Here is a 17,656-nt window from a genome sequence, read left to right as displayed (position 1 = left end):
ACGCCCCGGACGGTCACGCTTTGACACCAGGGCCCACAAGATTTCGTGATCACCGCAACACCAGGATATCCGACCATGCCGATGCCCGCTGAAGAGATCATCGCCCACATCAAGGCCGGCCTGCCGGACGCGGTCATCGAGCTGGAGGATCTGGCCGGCGACAATGATCACTGGAAAGCCACCGTCACCAGCGAGGCCTTTCGCGGCAAGCTGCGCGTCGCCCAGCATCAGATGGTCTATGCGACGCTCGGCTCGAAAATGGGCAATGAGCTGCACGCCCTGGCGCTGGAAACCCGCACCCCTGACGCCTGAGGCATGAGTGATCCGGCTCCATTCTCCCGCCTCGGTTTCGGTGTCACCGGGCCGCATGCCTCGCTCGCCGTTTCGCGGCGCGGCACGCAGCGCCTGATCGCCGAGGCGATCGATCTCGGAATTACCCTGTTCGATACCGGCCCGGCCTACGGGCGCGGCGAAGGCGAGCGGCGCCTTGGCGAGGCCCTGCGCGGACGCAAGCGCGACAGCCTGTTCATCACCACCAAGGCCGGCATTGATATCGACCGCCATCGCGACTTCTCCGCCGGCGGTGTCGAAATGTCGGTGCGCGGTTCGCTGGAACGCCTCGGCACACCCTATGTCGACCTCCTCTTGCTGCACGGCCCGTCCGCCGCGGACATGTCGGACCGGCTCATCCGCCGCCTCGACGCCCTGCGCGATCGCGGCATGATCCGCCAGATTGGCGTCTGTGGCCGCGGGCCGGAGCTTGATGCGGCAATAGATCTGGGCGTGTTTGATGTGATGATGGCGCCGGTCCATGCCGGTCTCGATGCCGCCGCCCTCGCCCGTCTCGCACGCGCCGCCGAGGCCGGGCTGCGCGTGATCGGTATCGAGGCAATCAGCGCCTCCACGGCCCCGGGCCTGCGCCTTCCCGCCTCGCGCGCAGACCTGTGGTATCTCGCCCGCGCCGCCAAACACGCCCTGACCGGGACAAAGACCCAGCGCACCACTGCGCCACCCGGGGGTGCGCTGAAATGGGCACTCGCTCAGACCGGGGTGGATGCGGTAGTATGCCTGACAACGCGATCCGCCAATCTCGCTGCCAATGCGCGGCAGGCGGGGCTTGCAGCGGGAGCCGGGAACCCCCAGCTCTCCGGTACGGATTTACCAGGAGCACCATGATGTCCACCAATGCCCACGACGCCATCAAGGCCACTGTCGAGAATAACGACATCGTGCTGTTCATGAAGGGCACGCCGGTTTTCCCGCAGTGCGGTTTCTCCTCGGTGGTCGCACGCGTGCTCGACCATCTCCAGGTCGATTTCGAAAGCGTCAATGTGCTCGAGGATGCCGACATCCGTCAGGGCATCAAGGATTTCTCCAACTGGCCGACCATTCCCCAGCTCTATGTGAAGGGCGAATTCGTCGGCGGTTGCGACATCATCAAGGAAATGTTCGAGACGGGTGAACTCCAGACCTATCTCAAGGACAAGGGTGTGCTTGAAAGCGCCTGACCGGAAAGGGCCGCCATGACAGAAACTCCGGACCGCCCCATCCTGCAGCCCGGCATCGACCATCCGCTGGAATTGCGTGAGATCGATCATCAGGTCCGCATCAGCGTCGGCGAGGAGCAGCTTGCCGGCGGGGCGGAGGCTCTGGAGTTGCGGGAACACACTTACCCGCCCGTCCTCTACGTCCGGCGCAGCGATATCGCCCCGCGCTTCCTGCAACGCTCCAAGCAGACCAGCTGGTCTCCCTACAAGGGCAAGGCCAGCTATTTCCATATCCGACTCAAGGACGGATCCCTGCTCGAGAATGCGGTGTGGAGCTATGAAAGCCCCTTCGCCCATATCGCGGCGATCAAGGACCGGCTGGCCTTCTATCCCGGCAAGGTCCGGGTCGAGCAGCTGCAGGCGGCGTCGGCCTAGCGCTGAGCCAGATCCTGGCGCCCGGGCTCATTCCAGTCCCAGGCCCGCTGATCGATCGGATTGAGCACGATCACGCGCCCGCCGATCGGCACCCCCAATTCCTCGAAACCGAAGCCGAGCTGGGCACCCCAGGGCAGAGTCTGCCCGCAACGGTCCGGCTGGGTCCGCACCAGTCGCACGGTGTAGATATCGCGGTGATACTGCTCGACATCGACCGTGAAGTCCGAGCGCACGGTACAGCCATGAGTATCGGCATGCACCACCAGGATGTCGTCATCAATCACACGCCAGTAGACCACCGGTTCAAGATCGGGATCGACCTGCGGCGCCTGACGATTGGTGCCCGGCAGGTGGAGATTGGCCAGATTGACGTCCGGCATGTGAATGGTCGGGAGCGACGGCATTGATGGCAGCGAGGCGAGCAGGCCCGGGCGCGCATCCGGCTCGGGCGCCGGAGTGGTCGAACAGGCAATACAGGACATCGCGGCACCGAAAACCGCCAGAAAACGCAGACGCATGGTCTATCCCCCCAAGGACGTGCCGGCACTGCACCGAGCAGCCGGCGGCTCCAGACCCAAACTGAAACACTTTGTTCATAAGTCGCAAAATGAAGGCCAGATCAACGCGATGATGCTGGCCGCACGGCCCGTGACAATGGCACAGCAAAAAGGCCGCCCGGCATAACCGGACGGCCTTTTCGTATCTGGATACTGGCGTCGCTTAGGAGGAGTAGAACTCGACCACGAGGCTTGGTTCCATCTGTACCGGATACGGCACTTCGGCGAATTCAGGGATGCGCACGAAGGTGACCTTCATCGCTTTCGCGTCGAGATCGATATAATCCGGAATATCGCGTTCGGCACTTTCCAGTGCTTCGAGCACCAGGGCCATCGAACGCGAACGTTCGCGAACTTCAACCACATCGCCAACCTTGCAACGGTAAGACGCGATATTGACGCGCTTGCCATTGACCAGGACGTGGCCGTGATTGACGAACTGACGCGCGGCGAACACGGTCGGGACGAACTTGGCGCGATAGACCAGCGCATCGAGACGCGATTCCAGCAGACCGATCAGGTTCTCGGCAGCATTGCCCTTGCGACGCGAAGCTTCGTCAAAGGTGCGGCGGAACTGCTTCTCGGTGATATTGCCGTAATAGCCTTTCAGCTTCTGCTTGGCGCGCAGCTGGAGGCCGAAATCGGAGACCTTGCTCTTGCGACGCTGACCATGCTGGCCAGGACCGTAAGAACGTGAATTGACAGGAGATTTAGGACGGCCCCAAAGGTTTTCACCCATACGGCGGTCAATTTTATACTTCTGGCTATGACGTTTTGACATGTTCTCTCTTTTCGATGCGGCCCGGTGAACCTCCCTCAAGGCTCACGATCTAAACGGCGGTCCACGCATCGTCCCGTTGGGGTTGATCCACACAGAGCAAGGCTCCGGCGAGGGAAAAGGGGTTCTAGACGTGTGGGGGCGAATGTCAATGGCTGTGGGCGGCGGGAGGAATGACAAGCGGTGCAGGAGGCCGTTTGACGGCAAGCGCAACCTTGACTAGGAAAATTGCATGTCCAGACCCCTGCTTGCCGCCGCTGCCCTGTTCTCGCTGTTTTTCGCCTGGCCTGGCGGCGCAGGCGCACAGGACAGCGCCTATCTCGCCCGGATCGCGGAAGCCACCTTCAGCCGGGCTGCCACCGCGATCAACCGCGACCCCGCTCCGGGAATATCCGTTGCGGTCCTGCTGCCCGGCGGACATCAGATTGATGCTTCAGTGGGGGTCGCCGACCGGATTTCACGCGAAACCATCGGACGTGACACCCGCTTCCTGTCCGGCAGTGTTGGCAAGACCGTGACGGGTCTCATTGCCACAGAACTGGCCAGTGAAGGCGTGATCGATCTCGACGCCCCGATCTCGACCTGGCTTTCCGGCCAGACCTTCTGGCCCGATTTGCGCAATGCCGACGCGATCACCCTGCGCATGCTGCTCAATCACACTGCTGGCGTACCGGATTATCTTGAGGATCCGGGCTTCTTTCTCTCCGGTTTCATGCGCGGTGAACGCGGCTATACCCCGGCGGTACTTGTCGGCTTCGTCGCCGATGAAGAGCCGATCAATACGCCGGGAACCGCCTTTTCCTATTCCGACACCCACTACATCCTCGTCGGCCTGATCCTGGAAGCCGCGACCGGGCAAGATTATCATTCACTGGTTCGCGAGCGCGTGATCGAACCGCTGGGCCTGACCGATACGCAAGTGCTCTCCGGCCGCGATCATGATCGACTGGCCAGCGGCCATGTCAGGGGGGTGTTCGGGCTTTCCGCCACCGCCCGCAATCACCGCCTCAATCACAATCTCGACCATGAATGGGCGGCCGGTGGACTGGTGACCACGCCGGGCGATCTCGCACAGCTCTATTCAGCGCTCGGCTCGGGTGAATTGTCCGGGCCCGGCGCACAGATGCGCGCCAACGCCTTTGTCGTCGATGCGGAGCGTGGCTCCAGCTATGGATTGGGCCTTTACGTGCGCACCTATGAGGATGGCGCGTTCCGCATCGCCCACGGCGGTGATTTCGGCGGTTATCGCTCCGCCGTTGTCTACGACTCACAGAGCGGCATCACGATCGCGGTCCAGGCGAACGGGAAGAGTTTTGAAGCGCCGGACTTTGCCTTTGCCCTGATGGACGAAATTGCCGCCATCACCCCCTGACGGCGGTCTTCAGCCAAACGCTCTTCCCCCATCGCCACAAATGCGGCACACCATGACCAGCCCGTGGGGGAGCCGGCCTTGCTATTCAATTCGATCCAATTCCTGTTTGTCTTCCTGCCTGTAACGCTGGTGATCTATTACACCGCCCGGCGCTATGCCGGTCACCAGGCAGCCCTGGCCCTGCTGACGCTGGCCTCACTGGTCTTCTATGGCTGGTGGAATGCGAGCTATCTGGCATTGCTGCTCAGCTCGATCATCATCAACCACGCTTTCGGCATGGCCATCCGCCAGCGCGGCTCCCAGCCCTGGCTGGCGATCGGCATCGTGTTCAACCTCGCCCTGATCGGCGTCTATAAATACGCTGACTTCTTCGTCGCCAACACCAATGCCGTCACCGGGCTCGACCTGCCGCTGGCGCATCTGGCGCTGCCGCTGGCGATTTCCTTCTTCACCTTCCAGCAGATCAGCTATCTGGTCGATGTCGCGCGCAATCACGCCAATCCGGGCACGCTGGTGAAGCATGCCCTCTTCGTCTCCTTCTTCCCGCAACTGATTGCCGGCCCGATCATCCGCCACCAGGAGATCGCCGACCAGTTCGACGATGCCAAGCGCAAGGACGTGCTCTCCGACAATCTCGGCATCGGCTTCACCATCTTCGCCCTCGGCCTGGCCAAGAAAGTCCTGCTGGCCGACAATCTGGAGCCCTTCGCCTCGAGCGGGTTCGACATTGCCGCCCATGGCGGCGAGGTCGGCGCACTGGCGGCCTGGACCTCGGCGCTGTGCTATGCCTTCCAGATCTTCTTCGATTTCTCCGGCTATTCCGACATGGCCCTCGGCCTGGCACGGATGTTCGGCTTTCACATCCCGGCCAATTTCAACGCGCCCTATCGCGCCACCTCCATCGTCGATTTCTGGCGCCGCTGGCACATCACCCTGTCGCGTTTCCTGCGCGACTATCTCTACATTCCCCTCGGCGGCAATCGCCATGGCGAGTACCGGCGCTGGGCCAATCTCTTCATCGTCATGCTGCTTGGCGGCCTCTGGCATGGCGCCGCCTGGACCTTCGTCGTCTGGGGCGGGCTGCACGGGCTGGGTCTGGCCTGGTGTCACTGGATCGACAGCAAATTCCCGAACGGGCTCTTCCCGAAACCGCTGAAATTCCTCGCGCCGATGTTCACCTTCGCCTTCGTCACCTTTGCCTGGGTCTTCTTCCGCGCCGACAGTTTTGACGCCGCCAATGCCATGCTGTCCGGCATGGCGGGGCTCAACGGGCTGGGCGAGAATGTCGGCGACGAGCCCTTCATCGCGATTGTCGTCAGCCTGGCCATCATCTGGGCCCTGCCCGACACGATCTCGGTGGTCTCGCGCTATCTCGATCCGCGCACCCTCGCCGGCCAGGAAAACCGCCTGCAAAAGGGCTGGCGCTGGTCAGCCAGCACCACCAGCGCGGTCCTGATCGCCAGCCTGCTCTTCATCGCCATCATCAACTCCTGGACCGTGGCGGAGTTCATCTATTACCGCTTCTGATGCCCCCAGTGCCGATGCTGGCAAGCGTCTGGCCCGCTATACGCGCTTCTTCGCGGCGGTGCTCGTCGCCTGGCTGATCGGCTTTGGCGGCTTCACCCTGGTGGTCGATCCCTATGAGATCGCGCCCTGGATTTCCATCGAGGGCGTCAATGCGCGCCGCACGCGGGCACATGAGGATGGCTACCGGGTCCATGTCGGCCATCGCCTGCTGACCAGCGAGGCCGGCACGATCACCCTGGGCAGTTCGCGGGTGATGGACGGCTTCCCGCGCGATCTGCCCGACTGGCCCGGCGGCTATGAAAACCTCGCCATGGCCGGCACTTCGGCGTTTGAACTGGCCCGTGCCAGCGCCCTGGCGGCGCGCAATGAGGCGATCAATTGCGTCGTGGTCGGCGTCGATCTGCGCGAATTCTCGACCGACACCAATACCCAGGCGACCTACTGGATCACGCCCATGGCCGGCGGCTCGCAAATCGCTGCCCTGGCGAAGATGGCGCTGTCGCCGAGCGCCTTTGCCCGCGCCCTGCAAACCGTCGACGACAATCGCACCGGCGGCTCGGATGAGCGCTGGGAGCACGCCTATGACGAGGACCGCCTGCCGGCGCGTTTCGAGGAAGAGCTGGCCAAGCGCTATCGCTATTACGCCTCCTATGAATACGATCCGGAACGCCTCGCCTTCCTGTTCCGAGGCATTGATGCCCTGCTCGCTTCGGGCAAGCAGGTCGTGGTCTTCATTCACCCGGTCCATGCCTGGTATGAGGAAGCGCGCCAGCGCGCCGGCGCCGGCCCGGCCGAGATCGCCCTGCGCCGCGATATCGTTGCCCAGCTCGCCTCCCGCGGCGAGATGGCCACCGCCAGCCAGGCCTGTTTCGACGGCCCGGCCCTGCAGGCCTGGGATTTCGGCGGCTTCTCCGCTCCGGCACAGAGCGCCCCGCCCGCCGCCGACGGCTCGGCGCCCAATCCCTGGTATTATGTGCCCTCGCATTACCGCCCGGCCCTGGGACAGGCGATCCTGGACCGGCTTGCCGGACACAGCGATCCGGCACAGGTCGGCGAAGGCTTCGGGCGACCACTCACGCCAGAGAATCTGGAGGCTGATCTGGACGCCTTGCAGACGGGTCGCGCAAGCTGGCTGCAATCGAACACGCCCTGGGAAGAGCACGCAGCGCAAGCCTTCGACGCCTTCGATGCGGACCCGCCGGCACCGGAGGCCGGTCCGCGCGTCTTCCTGACCCGCACCGATCATGTCGAGCTGGAACGGGCCGTGCAGCGCATTGAGCAACAGGCCTCGAGCACCGGGCCATCCGGCGGCCGCTAGGCCGGGTCTTCGACCGCCTCGCGGAGCGCAGCCTTCAATTCGTCGGGCAATTCACGCCAGTCCACATCCATCAAGGCCGCCTGCATGGCGTAGAGCGCCAGCAGGGAGACCCGTCCCTGCCCTACGGCCTTCAACCGGATCCACGCATCGACAGCCCCTGCCCGGCTGAGGTCTGCACGGGTGTGGATCCCGATACCGTCCAGCCATTGGGCCATTTTCGGCCCGAGATTGCGAAGCCGGGCAATCGGCGTTTCAGGAGTCACGGATGGTCCGCGCCTTGCCGCGCCCGTGCGCCAGGGCCTTCACACAGCCGCGGAAGGTGCGCACTTCCTGGGTGGTCCAGCGGCCACGCACGAAGGCGGCGCGCAGGTTCTGCACCATCAGCGGCGTCTTGTCGGGCGGGTAGAAGAAGCCGGCACGTTCCAGCTCGCTCTCGAAATGATCGAACATGCCCTCGAGGTCGAAGCGCGAGGCCACATCGGAAACCGGATCGAACACGGCCGGTGCGCCCTCCTCGGCCATCCACTCATAGGCAAGAATGCCGACGGCCTGGCCGAGATTGAGCGAGGAGAAGCTGCGATCCACCGGCAGGGTGATGATGACGTCGGCCATCGCGACGGCATCATTGAGCAGACCGCCCTTTTCGCCGCCGAACAGGATGCCCACCTTCTCGCCTGCCGCGATGGCGGCGCGGGCATCGGCCATGCCCTCGCGCGCCGTCATGACCGGCTTCTCCATCCCGCGCGGCCGGGCCGTCGTGGCATAGAGCCTTGTGAAACCGCCAATGCCTGCCGTCAGGTCATCGGCCAGCCGGGCGCTGTCCAGCACCGGCGAGCCAACCGCCATCGAGACCGCCTTGGGATTGGGCCACTCATCACGCGGCGCCACCAGCACCAGATCGGACAGGCCGAAATTCGCCATCACGCGCGCGGCGGCACCGATATTCTCGCCCAGTTGCGGGTGAACGAGTACGAAGGAAGGTGTCGCGGTCTGTCGGGTCATGGATCGGGGCCTTCACCTAGCGGCGCGCCAATGCTAGAGAGCGCGCAAATCAGAGTACAGGGCCATACCTAGCGCCTTACCCACCCGTCCGAAAAGAAAGCACCACACCATGGCGAAGATCAAAGTCGATACCCCTGTCGTCGAACTCGACGGCGATGAGATGACCCGCATCATCTGGCAGCTGATCAAGGACAAGCTGATCCTGCCCTATCTCGACATTGATCTGAAATATTACGACCTCTCGATCGAAAAGCGCGACGAGACCAATGACCAGATCACCGTCGACTCGGCCGAGGCGATCAAGAAATACGGCGTTGGCATCAAGTGCGCCACGATCACGCCGGACGAAGCCCGCGTCGAGGAATTCGGCCTCAAGAAAATGTGGCGTTCGCCCAATGGCACGATCCGCAACATCCTTGGCGGCGTTGTCTTCCGCGAGCCGATCGTCATCTCCAACGTGCCGCGCCTGGTACCCGGCTGGACCCAGCCCATCGTCATCGGCCGTCATGCCTTCGGTGACCAGTACAAGGCGACCGATTTCCTGGTCCCCTCCGCCGGCAAGCTGACCATGACCTTCCAGCCTTCGGACGGCTCCGAGCCGATCCAGCGCGAAGTGTTCGACTTCCCGAGCGCCGGCGTTGCGATGGGCATGTACAATCTGGACGACTCGATCCGTGATTTCGCCCGCGCCAGCCTGAATTATGGCCTGCGCCGCGGCTGGCCGGTCTATCTGTCGACCAAGAACACGATCCTGAAAGCCTATGATGGCCGCTTCAAGGACCTGTTCCAGGAAATCTATGATGCCGAGTTCAAGGACGCCTTCGCGGCCAAGGGCATTTCCTACGAGCACCGCCTGATCGACGACATGGTCGCCGCGGCGATGAAATGGTCCGGCGGCTTCGTCTGGGCGTGCAAGAATTACGATGGTGATGTCCAGTCCGACACCGTCGCCCAGGGCTTTGGCTCGCTGGGTCTGATGACCTCGGTGCTGATGTCGCCCGATGGCTCGGTCGTCGAGGCCGAGGCCGCCCACGGCACCGTGACGCGCCACTATCGCCAGCATCAGCGCGGCGAGCAGACCTCGACCAATCCGATCGCCTCGATCTTCGCCTGGACCCAGGGCCTGTCGCATCGCGGTCGCATGGACGACAACCAGGCGCTGATGGACTTTGCCGCCAAGCTGGAAGACACCATCATCAAGACGGTGGAAGCCGGCTTCATGACCAAGGATCTGGCACTGCTGGTCGGCGATCACCAGGGCTGGCTCACCACCCAGGGCTTCCTCGACAAGGTCGATGAACGCTTCCAGGCGGCAATGGCCTGACCACAGGACGCTTGACCGCTCACCGGACGAGCACCGCCTGCACAAGGCGGGTTCGTCCGGCGCGGGAAAGCATATGAAATTCAGGAAACTACCGCCGGGTTCGGCGGGCTGGAGCGCCGATGGCCGTTTCGTACGAGTTTTCCCCCGCTGACCAGCTTTGCGTCTGGACGATGAGCGGCCGGCTGACCGTTGATGCCATGCTCGAGGCCGTGCTCGCAGCACGCGCCGATCCGGCCTGGTCCAACGAGTATGACTTCCTGACCATTTTCGTCGACGCCAGCCTGTCGGACGTCACGCCCGACGACGCCAGTGCCCTGATCGAGAGCTTCGCCACGCTCGACACACCCCGTGCCGACGGCCTGCGCAAGCGTGCGGGGATCGTCTGCACCGATGAAATGGCTGCCGGCCTGCTGACCTATTACGAGATGAAATCGGACAGCGAACGCGCGAGCATCGAGCGCTATTTCCCCACCGAACGTGAAGCGCGCGCCTGGCTGGCGAGCCCGCGCGGCGCCTAGTGCGCCGTCTCAGCCCTGGCGTTTCAGCGTCACGAAAATTTCCGCCTCGATGAGCCAGCGCACGCCGTCAAAGCGCCATTTGGCGAAATAGCGGCCGCTATAGCGGATCGAAAACCCTTCACTCGACCAGGCTCCGCGCCAGCGGCCGGTCTCCCCGGCCAGCTCGCCGTCCTCGCCGATCTCGATGCGCGCCGGTGAGCGCACATAGCTGACATCGGGCATATTGGTGAAGATGGACTGCCAGGCCTCCAGCTGCGCCTCGCGTCCGGTGATCAAGACCGCATCATCGCCGGGCACCAGAGTGACGGCATCGGACAGGGTTTCCGCGATCACCGCCATGTCGCGGTCGGCCAGGGCAGTATTGAACCGCGCCCGTGCAGTGGCGACGGCACGGGCTGCGGCCTTGTCGCCGAGCAATTGCACCTCGGTACCGGGTGCCGTACGCGCAGCCCGGGCCATCAGGCGCCCAGCGCGGCGCGGATCGCGTCCAGCCCGGCCTGGGCTGCGGCGCCATCGGGGCCGCCCGCTTGGGCGAAGTCAGCGCGGCCACCGCCGCCCTTGCCGCCCACCGGGCCGGCACCGGCGCGCACCAGTTCGACCGCCGAGAAGCGATCGGCCAGGTCTTCGGTAACGCCGACAGCGAGGGCCGCCTTGCCCTCATTGTTGGAGATAAAGGCAGCAATGCCGGAACCCATCTGGGTCTTGGCTTCATCGATCAGACCGCGCAGGTCCTTGCCACCGACGCCTTCGACGACGCGGCCAATAAACTTGATGCCCGCGATCTCTTCCGGTCCGGCCGGCGCACCGGCAGCCCCGCCGCCCATCGCCAGCTGCTTCTTGGCTTCCGCGAGCTGGCGCTCGAGCTTCTTGCGCTCGTCGATCAGGCTGGCAACGCGTGCCGGCAATTCCGCCGGCGGCGTCTTGAGCGCATCGGCAGCGGCGCGGCCGAAACCGATCTGCTCTTCCATGAACAGACGTGCCGCCTCACCCGTCAACGCCTCGATCCGGCGCACGCCCGACGCGACCGAGCTTTCCGCCACGATCTTGAACAGGGCGATATCACCGGTGCGCGACACATGGGTGCCGCCGCACAGCTCGACCGAATAGGGCTTGTCGCCACCGTCCAGCGCCTGACCCATCGTCAGCACACGCACCGTGTCGCCATACTTCTCGCCGAACAGGGCCAGAGCCCCGGCCTCGATGGCGGTATCGGGCGTCATCTCGCGTGTCGACACGGCGAGGTTCTGGCGGATCACCGCATTCACCTGCGCCTCGACCGCAGCAAGGTCGGCGGCACTGATCGGCTTGTTCTGGCTGAAATCGAAACGCAGCCGGTCGGGGCCGACATAGGAGCCCTTCTGGGAGACCTGCGGCCCGAGCACATCGCGCAGGGCGGCATGCAAGAGGTGGGTCGCGGAGTGATTGGCCCGCGTTGTATTGCGGCGGGCGGCATCGACCCGGAGCACGCCCAGGTCGCCGAGCGTGATCTCGCCGCGCTCCAGCACGCCGATATGCGCATGCATGTCGCCGCCACGTTTTTGCGTGTCAGTGACGCGGAAGATGGCGCCATTCTCGAACTCGACCAGACCGCTATCGCCCGCCTGACCGCCGGACTCGCCGTAAAAGGAAGTCGCGTCAAACACCAGCTCGCCGCCCTGCCCGGTGCCCAGGGCCTTGGCTTCGCGCGCATCGGCGATGATGGCGACCAGCTTGCCGCGGGCCTCAAGCCCGTCATAGCCGAGGAAGTTCGTGGCACCGGCCTTGTCGCGCACGGCAAACCAGACCTCGGCGGGCGCCGCCTGGCCGGAGGAAAATTTGCTGGCGCGCGCATCGCTGCGCTGCTTGTCCATCGCCGTCTCGAACCCGGCCTCGTCGACCGTCATGCCCTTGGCGCGCAGGGCATCCTGGGTCAGGTCCAGCGGAAAGCCATAGGTGTCGTAGAGCTTGAAAGCGGTATCGCCCGGCAGAACGGCACCGGCCGGCAGACCGGCCGTGGCGTCCTCGAGCAGGCCGAGACCGCGGCCGAGCGTGGTCTGGAAACGCTCCTCCTCGATGCGCAGCGTGTCCTCGAGCATGGGCTGGGCCCGCACCAGCTCGGGATAGGCCTCGCCCATCTCGATCTTCAGCGCCTCCACCAGTTTCCACATCACCGGCTCGGTCGCGCCGAGCAGGTGCGCATGACGCATGGCGCGGCGCATGATGCGGCGCAGCACATAGCCGCGGCCCTCATTGGACGGGGTAACGCCATCGGCCATCAGGAAACAGGTCGAGCGCAGATGGTCGGCAATCACCCGGTGGCTGGCCAGCGCCGTGCCCTCGGCCTTGACGCCGAGCACGCTCTCGCCGGCGCGTATCAGATTGGCGAACAGGTCGATCTCGTAATTATTGTGCTTGCCCTGCAGGATCGCCGCGATGCGTTCCAGGCCCATGCCGGTATCGATCGAGGGCTTGGGCAGGTTGACGCGATCTTCCGGGGAGAGCTGCTCATACTGCATGAAGACGAGATTCCAGATCTCGATGAACCGGTCGCCGTCCTCGTCCGGCGAACCGGGAGGGCCGCCGGGGATGTCGGCACCATGATCAAAGAAGATTTCCGAGCACGGACCGCACGGGCCGGTATCGCCCATCGACCAGAAATTGTCCGAGGTGGAAATCGAGATGATGCGGTCGTCGGAAAGACCGGCGATCTTGCGCCACAGCGCACGCGCCTCGTCATCTTCCGAATAGACCGTGACCAGAAGCCGGTCGGCGCTCAGGCCGTATTCCCGGGTGACCAGCTGCCAGGCGTGATGGATGGCCTGTTCCTTGAAATAGTCGCCGAAGGAGAAATTCCCAAGCATTTCAAAGAAAGTGTGGTGACGCGCCGTATAGCCGACATTGTCGAGATCATTGTGCTTGCCACCGGCCCGCACGCATTTCTGCGATGAGGTCGCGCGCGTATAGGGGCGCTTTTCCTTGCCGGTGAAGACGTTCTTGAACGGCACCATGCCCGCATTCACGAAGAGCAGGGTCGGGTCGTCCTGCGGCACCAGCGGGCTGGAGGGGACGACCTCATGGCCATTGCGACCGAAGTAGTCGAGAAAAGTCGCCCGGATATCGCGCAAGCTGGCCATTATATCATCCTGTATCGTATCGATTTGCGGCGCCTGGCCGGAGCCGCTGCGTTACCAGTTTTCAGGAGATATGGAAACGCGCCAGCCTGTGCAAGGCGCGCGCTTCAGATGGCGCCGTTTCGACGCCCTCGATCAGGCCGCCGGGCCTGGATTGCGAAGCACGGCGAGCTGGCCGAAATTGCGGCAGCCGCGGCCCTGTTTGAGATCCTCAAGCCAGGCCTCCGGCAGGCCATAGGCCTGCATGGCGTCTTCAAGCGTTTGCACATATTCGCGTGACTTGTGGTGGTTTTCCGGCTCGCGGGTGAATTCCCTCCAGAGCCGCGCATCATTGCGCACATGGTCGGGCAGCACCCAGATCGAGCGGTCGGGCTTGGTGTCATTGCGCGCCCGCAGGGCCTCGAAATAGCTGTCCGCCAGCCCCCCGATATCCTCGGTGTCTATCTTTGCCATCGACACATCGGGCGTGAAGAAGACGATCTCGCGGTCGCTGAAACGGTAATGGTCGCGGTCAGAGTAGAGCCGGGCGACAAAGTCGAAGTCGGTCGGAGTCACGACATCGCTGAAGACGAATATCCGGATTTCGCGATCCAGATCGACCGACATTCCAACAGCCATGACTATCCCCTCAAAACAGATGCCCTGACGCGAAAATGGCCCGGCCCCTCTTCAGGGACCCAGCCATTCAGGCGCCGATACAAACACCCTGCCATCAAAGGATTAAGGATTATTGGGAGGCACCCGGCCGCTGCGTCAAGGCACCGGCCGGGCAGACCTGCCTAGCTGGCAGCGGCCTTCTCGTCTTCCAGATCCTTGCCCACGAGCAGGACATCGGCGATCAGGCCGGCATTGGCGCGGACGCGGGTCTCGATTTCCTTGGCCATGGCCGGATTGTCGAGCATGAATTTGCGGGCATTCTCGCGGCCCTGGCCGATGCGTTCCGAATTATAGGAATACCAGGAGCCGGACTTCTCGATAATGTCGCCCTTGACGCCAAGATCGATCAGCTCACCCATTTTCGAGATGCCTTCGCCATAAAGAATGTCGAACTCGACCTCGCGGAAGGGCGGCGCCACCTTGTTCTTGACGACCTTGACGCGGGTCTGGTTGCCGATCACCTCGTCGCGATCCTTGATCGCGCCGATGCGGCGGATGTCGAGACGGACCGAGGAATAGAATTTCAGCGCATTGCCGCCGGTGGTGGTTTCCGGGCTGCCGAACATGACGCCGATCTTCATGCGGATCTGGTTGATGAAGATCACCATGCATTTCGACTTCGAGATCGAACCGGTCAGCTTGCGCAGCGCCTGGCTCATCAGTCGGGCCTGGAGACCGGGCAGGCTGTCGCCCATCTCGCCTTCAAGCTCGGCGCGCGGCGTCAGGGCGGCGACCGAATCGATCACCAGCACATCGACGGCACCGGACCGCACCAGCGTATCGGCAATCTCGAGCGCCTGCTCACCGGTATCGGGCTGCGAGACCAGGAGTTCGGCGACATCAACGCCGAGCTTGCCGGCATAGACCGGGTCAAGCGCGTGCTCGGCATCGATGAAGGCGCAGACACCGCCGAGCTTTTGCCCCTCGGCGATCGTGTGCAGCGCCAGCGTCGTCTTGCCCGAGCTTTCCGGACCGTAGATCTCGATGATCCGGCCCTTGGGCAGACCGCCAATGCCAAGTGCAATATCCAGCCCGAGCGAGCCGGATGAGATTGCCTCGATCTCCATCGCCGGCTTGGCGCCGAGCTTCATGACCGAGCCCTTGCCGAAGGCCTTGTCGATCTGGCTGAGTGCAGCCTCGATCGCTTTTTTCTTGTCCATGCCTGAATCGTTCACGAGTCGAATCGCGCCCTTGCTCATATCGATATTCCCTTATTTCACGCCCCTCGGTCACGGGCAACCGAGACACAACGTACCAGTTTTGTTCCGGAACACAAGTGGAACATTTATGGTTAACAAAACGGAACGAAAAGCGATCCGCGGGGAAGCGGCTTGGCGGGTGCCGGGGGAGTGCCTATCTTTGAGGCCATGAAAACAGTTGCCGGACTGAGCGCCATCGCGATTGCCCTTGTCCTGGCCGCCTGCAGCCCGCAAACGGCCCCGGGCGGGCCCGGGTCGGTGGAGGCGATCCAGGCGCGCGGCACCCTCACCGTGCTGACCCTGGAAGGTCCGACCAGCTATCTGCCTGGCGAGGACGGCCCCGGCGGCTATGAGGTCGATCTTGTACGCGCCTTCGCCGCCCATCTCGGGGTCGAGCCACGATTCGAGACGCGCCCCTCGATCACCGCCCTCACCGACGCTCTGGCCAATGGCGAGGGCGATATCGCGGCCGCAGGGCTGACCGTGACCGCGGCGCGTGAGGCGCACATCTCGTTCGGCCCGGCCTACAAGACCGTGACCGAGCAACTCGTCTGCCATAATGGCGGCCCCGCCCCGACCTCCCTGGCGCAGCTGGGCCGGGCAAGCCTGGTTGTGCTCGCCGGGTCGAGCTATCTGGAGACATTGCAAGCCCTGCCTGCCCGCCGCGAACCGCTGCACTGGACCGAACGCGAAGCCGGATCGGCCATGCCGCTGCTCGAGGCCGTCGATGCCGGTGAGTTCGACTGCACCATCGCCGATTCGCATCTCGCGGATTTCGCCCGCCGCCGCCACCCGGACCTGGTGGTCGCGATGGATCTGAGCGGCGAGGAGCAACTCGCCTGGGCCTATTCGGGCCAGATCGAAGGGCTCGGCGATGCACTGACGGCCTGGTTCAGCCAGATCCATGAAGGCGATCTTCTGGAGCGGCTGGACGAGACCTGGTTCGGCCAGTTTGGCGATTTCAACTATGTCGATGTTTCCAGCTTCGTCGACCGGGTCGAGACGCGGCTACCGCGCTACGAACACTGGTTCGAAGCCGCCGCCGAGCAGACCTCCTTCGACTGGGACCTGCTCGCTGCCCAGGCCTATCAGGAATCGCACTGGGACCCCGATGCCGTCAGCGATACCGGCGTGCGCGGCCTGATGATGCTGACCCTCTCGACCGCCGAAAGGGTCGGGATCGAGGACCGCACCGATCCGCGCCAGAGCATCCGGGGCGGCGCAGCCTATCTGGAAGACCTGTACCAGCGCGTCCCGGCCGGCGTGACCGGCGAAGACCGCATCTGGTTCGCCCTCGCCGCCTACAATATCGGCATGGGTCACATGTATGACGCCCGCACCCTGGCCGAACGCCAGGGGCTCGACAAGAACAGCTGGGAGGACCTCGCCCAGGTCCTGCCGCTATTGTCAGACCCGGCGCATTATCGCGGCCTGCGCTATGGCTATGCCCGCGGCCAGGAACCGGTGCGCTATGTCCAGAAAGTGCGCGAATACCGTGCCCTGCTCAATGCCCAGGCGCTCTAGGACGCCGGATTGAAACCAAGCGCCGCCAGCAGGGCAAGCCGGTCGAAATAGGGACGCTCGCAGACGATCTTGTCGGAGCCGGGGGCGAATTCGAAACTGGCCATCATCTTGAGCCGGAAAGCCTTGCCGGTCGGTGGCAATTCACCAGTGGGCAGTTTGAGCGGCCCGAGATGCGTGCCCGTCAGCCAGAACTCAACCAGCACGCTGTCGCCATCGGCGGCGATGGCTATGATTTCATTGCCCTGGTCCGGGAAAGCGGCCCGCGAGGTCGCGAAATAGCCACGCACGGCCCCCTCGCCGTCGAACACAGTCTCCATGCCCTGCATTTCATAGCGCGGGTGCTCGAAGGTCGCGATGACGCCGTCCCAGTCGTGCTCACACTCCAGGCGCATATGATCGCGCACCACCTGAATTCTCGCCTGCGCCAGTTCGGTCATGGGATTTCGCTCCGTCATCGGTTTGACGACGAGGCTATCGCGGATCGGCGGTCGGGGGGAAGCCTGCCTTTCGACCGGACAGCTTCGCGTCACCTTCCCGGCGAGAGCGTTCGCGAGGCCGTCACCAATTCCGGCGCCTTCGGGGGAAGTTCGTGCTGTGGATGTCGGGTGCAGTATTTCGCCCAACTATCCCCGCCCTCTACCAATTATCCCACGTCATCCTGACGCAAGTCAGGACCTCGACATGACAAGCGCGGAGCCCGGTCTATCGAGGTCCTGACTGGCGTCGGGATGACGTTATTTTGGTGATGTTATCCCCGCCCCCCAAACCTGGCGCATAATCCCCCCGTTCCGGTCGCACGGGAGGCGTGAGCTCAGTCACTTGCGGCGGCCGGGAGCGTGGAGCCCATC

Annotated in this window: 20 protein-coding genes; 11 read left to right on the top strand and 9 right to left on the bottom strand. The window is 63.8% G+C overall.

The features are described from left to right. Positions 1–75 precede the first annotated feature (75 nt). From ACN0YF_RS11285 to ACN0YF_RS11270, 4 genes are read left to right on the top strand one after another with little or no spacing between them, the layout of a single operon-like run. Positions 76–312: a BolA family protein gene (locus ACN0YF_RS11285; RefSeq protein WP_417480845.1), complete on the top strand. Its 237-nt coding sequence runs from the start codon at positions 76–78 to the stop codon at positions 310–312. 3 nt (positions 313–315) lie between these two features. Then, positions 316–1,176, top strand: coding sequence for an aldo/keto reductase (locus tag ACN0YF_RS11280; RefSeq protein WP_417494456.1), 861 nt, complete (start codon positions 316–318; stop codon positions 1,174–1,176). Next, positions 1,176–1,508 carry a Grx4 family monothiol glutaredoxin gene (grxD, locus tag ACN0YF_RS11275; protein WP_417480843.1) on the top strand — a complete coding sequence of 111 codons (333 nt, stop codon included), beginning with the start codon at positions 1,176–1,178 and terminating at the stop codon, positions 1,506–1,508. Before ACN0YF_RS11280 ends, grxD begins: the two co-directional genes overlap by 1 nt. 15 nt (positions 1,509–1,523) lie before the next feature. Beyond that, the gene (locus ACN0YF_RS11270; protein WP_417494455.1) at positions 1,524–1,922 is read left to right on the top strand and encodes a DUF427 domain-containing protein; all 399 of its coding nucleotides are present in this window, start codon (positions 1,524–1,526) and stop codon (positions 1,920–1,922) included. Here the strand turns inward: ACN0YF_RS11270 and ACN0YF_RS11265 are convergent. Then, complete coding sequence (locus tag ACN0YF_RS11265; protein ID WP_417494454.1) at positions 1,919–2,440, bottom strand: hypothetical protein; 522 nt, start codon at positions 2,438–2,440, stop codon at positions 1,919–1,921. The two genes, ACN0YF_RS11270 and ACN0YF_RS11265, sit on opposite strands and share 4 nt — an antisense overlap. Here ACN0YF_RS11265 and ACN0YF_RS11260 point away from each other — a divergent pair. Continuing rightward, the gene (locus tag ACN0YF_RS11260; protein WP_417480840.1) at positions 2,439–2,606 is read left to right on the top strand and encodes a hypothetical protein; all 168 of its coding nucleotides are present in this window, start codon (positions 2,439–2,441) and stop codon (positions 2,604–2,606) included. The genes ACN0YF_RS11265 and ACN0YF_RS11260 overlap by 2 nt on opposite strands. Positions 2,607–2,642: 36 nt before the next feature. On the opposite strand, the gene rpsD is transcribed toward ACN0YF_RS11260, so the two are convergent. After that, positions 2,643–3,260: a 30S ribosomal protein S4 gene (gene rpsD, locus ACN0YF_RS11255; RefSeq protein ID WP_417480839.1), complete on the bottom strand. Its 618-nt coding sequence runs from the start codon at positions 3,258–3,260 to the stop codon at positions 2,643–2,645. A gap of 229 nt (positions 3,261–3,489) precedes the next feature. Between rpsD and ACN0YF_RS11250 the strand changes: the two genes are divergently transcribed. The 3 genes from ACN0YF_RS11250 to ACN0YF_RS11240 all read left to right on the top strand — a co-directional run bounded on the left by ACN0YF_RS11250 (position 3,490) and on the right by ACN0YF_RS11240 (position 7,474). Next, positions 3,490–4,629, top strand: a complete 1,140-nt coding sequence (locus ACN0YF_RS11250; RefSeq protein ID WP_417494453.1) for a serine hydrolase domain-containing protein — start codon at positions 3,490–3,492, stop codon at positions 4,627–4,629. 78 nt (positions 4,630–4,707) lie between these two features. Continuing rightward, positions 4,708–6,156, top strand: coding sequence for an MBOAT family O-acyltransferase (locus tag ACN0YF_RS11245; protein ID WP_417494452.1), 1,449 nt, complete (start codon positions 4,708–4,710; stop codon positions 6,154–6,156). Positions 6,157–6,214: 58 nt separating this feature from the next. Beyond that, positions 6,215–7,474, top strand: a complete 1,260-nt coding sequence (locus tag ACN0YF_RS11240) for a hypothetical protein (RefSeq protein ID WP_417494451.1) — start codon at positions 6,215–6,217, stop codon at positions 7,472–7,474. On the opposite strand, the gene ACN0YF_RS11235 is transcribed toward ACN0YF_RS11240, so the two are convergent. Together ACN0YF_RS11235 and ACN0YF_RS11230 are read right to left on the bottom strand one after the other, a co-directional pair. Next, on the bottom strand, positions 7,471–7,737 hold the full coding sequence (locus ACN0YF_RS11235; RefSeq protein WP_417494450.1) for a TfoX/Sxy family protein: 267 nt from the start codon (positions 7,735–7,737) through the stop codon (positions 7,471–7,473). The genes ACN0YF_RS11240 and ACN0YF_RS11235 overlap by 4 nt on opposite strands. Then, on the bottom strand, positions 7,727–8,476 hold the full coding sequence (locus tag ACN0YF_RS11230; RefSeq protein ID WP_417480834.1) for an RNA methyltransferase: 750 nt from the start codon (positions 8,474–8,476) through the stop codon (positions 7,727–7,729). The genes ACN0YF_RS11235 and ACN0YF_RS11230 overlap by 11 nt, the downstream gene beginning before the upstream one ends. Before the next feature lie 109 nt (positions 8,477–8,585). Between ACN0YF_RS11230 and ACN0YF_RS11225 the strand changes: the two genes are divergently transcribed. Next, positions 8,586–9,800 (top strand): NADP-dependent isocitrate dehydrogenase, encoded by a 1,215-nt coding sequence (locus ACN0YF_RS11225; RefSeq protein WP_417494449.1) that lies wholly within the window; start codon positions 8,586–8,588, stop codon positions 9,798–9,800. Positions 9,801–9,919: 119 nt separating this feature from the next. Further along, a complete protein-coding gene (locus tag ACN0YF_RS11220) occupies positions 9,920–10,318 on the top strand; it encodes a hypothetical protein (RefSeq protein WP_417494448.1) in 399 nt (132 codons plus the stop codon). 9 nt (positions 10,319–10,327) lie between these two features. Here ACN0YF_RS11220 and ACN0YF_RS11215 read toward each other — a convergent pair whose 3' ends face one another. From ACN0YF_RS11215 to recA, 4 genes are all read right to left on the bottom strand, one after another. Beyond that, positions 10,328–10,777, bottom strand: a complete 450-nt coding sequence (locus ACN0YF_RS11215) for a nuclear transport factor 2 family protein (protein WP_417494446.1) — start codon at positions 10,775–10,777, stop codon at positions 10,328–10,330. Next, a complete protein-coding gene (alaS, locus tag ACN0YF_RS11210; protein WP_417494445.1) occupies positions 10,777–13,431 on the bottom strand; it encodes an alanine--tRNA ligase in 2,655 nt (884 codons plus the stop codon). Before alaS ends, ACN0YF_RS11215 begins: the two co-directional genes overlap by 1 nt. 132 nt (positions 13,432–13,563) lie before the next feature. Further along, complete coding sequence (locus tag ACN0YF_RS11205; RefSeq protein WP_417494444.1) at positions 13,564–14,046, bottom strand: hypothetical protein; 483 nt, start codon at positions 14,044–14,046, stop codon at positions 13,564–13,566. A 161-nt stretch (positions 14,047–14,207) separates the two neighbouring features. Then, the gene (gene recA / locus ACN0YF_RS11200) at positions 14,208–15,284 is read right to left on the bottom strand and encodes a recombinase RecA (RefSeq protein WP_417480828.1); all 1,077 of its coding nucleotides are present in this window, start codon (positions 15,282–15,284) and stop codon (positions 14,208–14,210) included. A gap of 168 nt (positions 15,285–15,452) precedes the next feature. Between recA and mltF the strand changes: the two genes are divergently transcribed. Beyond that, positions 15,453–16,808, top strand: a complete 1,356-nt coding sequence (gene mltF / locus ACN0YF_RS11195; RefSeq protein ID WP_417494443.1) for a membrane-bound lytic murein transglycosylase MltF — start codon at positions 15,453–15,455, stop codon at positions 16,806–16,808. On the opposite strand, the gene ACN0YF_RS11190 is transcribed toward mltF, so the two are convergent. Then, positions 16,805–17,245, bottom strand: coding sequence for an ester cyclase (locus ACN0YF_RS11190; protein WP_417494442.1), 441 nt, complete (start codon positions 17,243–17,245; stop codon positions 16,805–16,807). The two genes, mltF and ACN0YF_RS11190, sit on opposite strands and share 4 nt — an antisense overlap. Positions 17,246–17,656: the final 411 nt, after the last annotated feature.

Origin of the sequence: Maricaulis sp. (genome assembly GCF_048270265.1) — a bacterium.
Lineage (GTDB): Bacteria > Pseudomonadota > Alphaproteobacteria > Caulobacterales > Maricaulaceae > Maricaulis.
The sequence above is the reverse complement of the archived record's forward strand: the minus strand, read 5'-3'. Positions and strand labels throughout refer to the sequence as shown.

Bases quoted from the DNA above. Each gene is read 5' to 3' on its own strand.
- ACN0YF_RS11260 (WP_417480840.1), top strand. From the start codon at position 2,439: ATGGTCTATCCCCCCAAGGACGTGCCGGCACTGCACCGAGCAGCCGGC.
- ACN0YF_RS11280 (WP_417494456.1), top strand. From the start codon at position 316: ATGAGTGATCCGGCTCCATTCTCCCGCCTCGGTTTCGGTGTCACCGGG.
- ACN0YF_RS11225 (WP_417494449.1), top strand. From the start codon at position 8,586: ATGGCGAAGATCAAAGTCGATACCCCTGTCGTCGAACTCGACGGCGAT.
- ACN0YF_RS11205 (WP_417494444.1), bottom strand. From the start codon at position 14,046: ATGGCTGTTGGAATGTCGGTCGATCTGGATCGCGAAATCCGGATATTC.
- mltF (WP_417494443.1), top strand. From the start codon at position 15,453: ATGAAAACAGTTGCCGGACTGAGCGCCATCGCGATTGCCCTTGTCCTG.
- ACN0YF_RS11230 (WP_417480834.1), bottom strand. From the start codon at position 8,476: ATGACCCGACAGACCGCGACACCTTCCTTCGTACTCGTTCACCCGCAA.
- alaS (WP_417494445.1), bottom strand. From the start codon at position 13,431: ATGGCCAGCTTGCGCGATATCCGGGCGACTTTTCTCGACTACTTCGGT.
- ACN0YF_RS11285 (WP_417480845.1), top strand. From the start codon at position 76: ATGCCGATGCCCGCTGAAGAGATCATCGCCCACATCAAGGCCGGCCTG.
- grxD (WP_417480843.1), top strand. From the start codon at position 1,176: ATGTCCACCAATGCCCACGACGCCATCAAGGCCACTGTCGAGAATAAC.
- ACN0YF_RS11270 (WP_417494455.1), top strand. From the start codon at position 1,524: ATGACAGAAACTCCGGACCGCCCCATCCTGCAGCCCGGCATCGACCAT.
- ACN0YF_RS11265 (WP_417494454.1), bottom strand. From the start codon at position 2,440: ATGCGTCTGCGTTTTCTGGCGGTTTTCGGTGCCGCGATGTCCTGTATT.
- ACN0YF_RS11190 (WP_417494442.1), bottom strand. From the start codon at position 17,245: ATGACCGAACTGGCGCAGGCGAGAATTCAGGTGGTGCGCGATCATATG.
- recA (WP_417480828.1), bottom strand. From the start codon at position 15,284: ATGAGCAAGGGCGCGATTCGACTCGTGAACGATTCAGGCATGGACAAG.
- ACN0YF_RS11220 (WP_417494448.1), top strand. From the start codon at position 9,920: ATGGCCGTTTCGTACGAGTTTTCCCCCGCTGACCAGCTTTGCGTCTGG.
- rpsD (WP_417480839.1), bottom strand. From the start codon at position 3,260: ATGTCAAAACGTCATAGCCAGAAGTATAAAATTGACCGCCGTATGGGT.
- ACN0YF_RS11215 (WP_417494446.1), bottom strand. From the start codon at position 10,777: ATGGCCCGGGCTGCGCGTACGGCACCCGGTACCGAGGTGCAATTGCTC.
- ACN0YF_RS11250 (WP_417494453.1), top strand. From the start codon at position 3,490: ATGTCCAGACCCCTGCTTGCCGCCGCTGCCCTGTTCTCGCTGTTTTTC.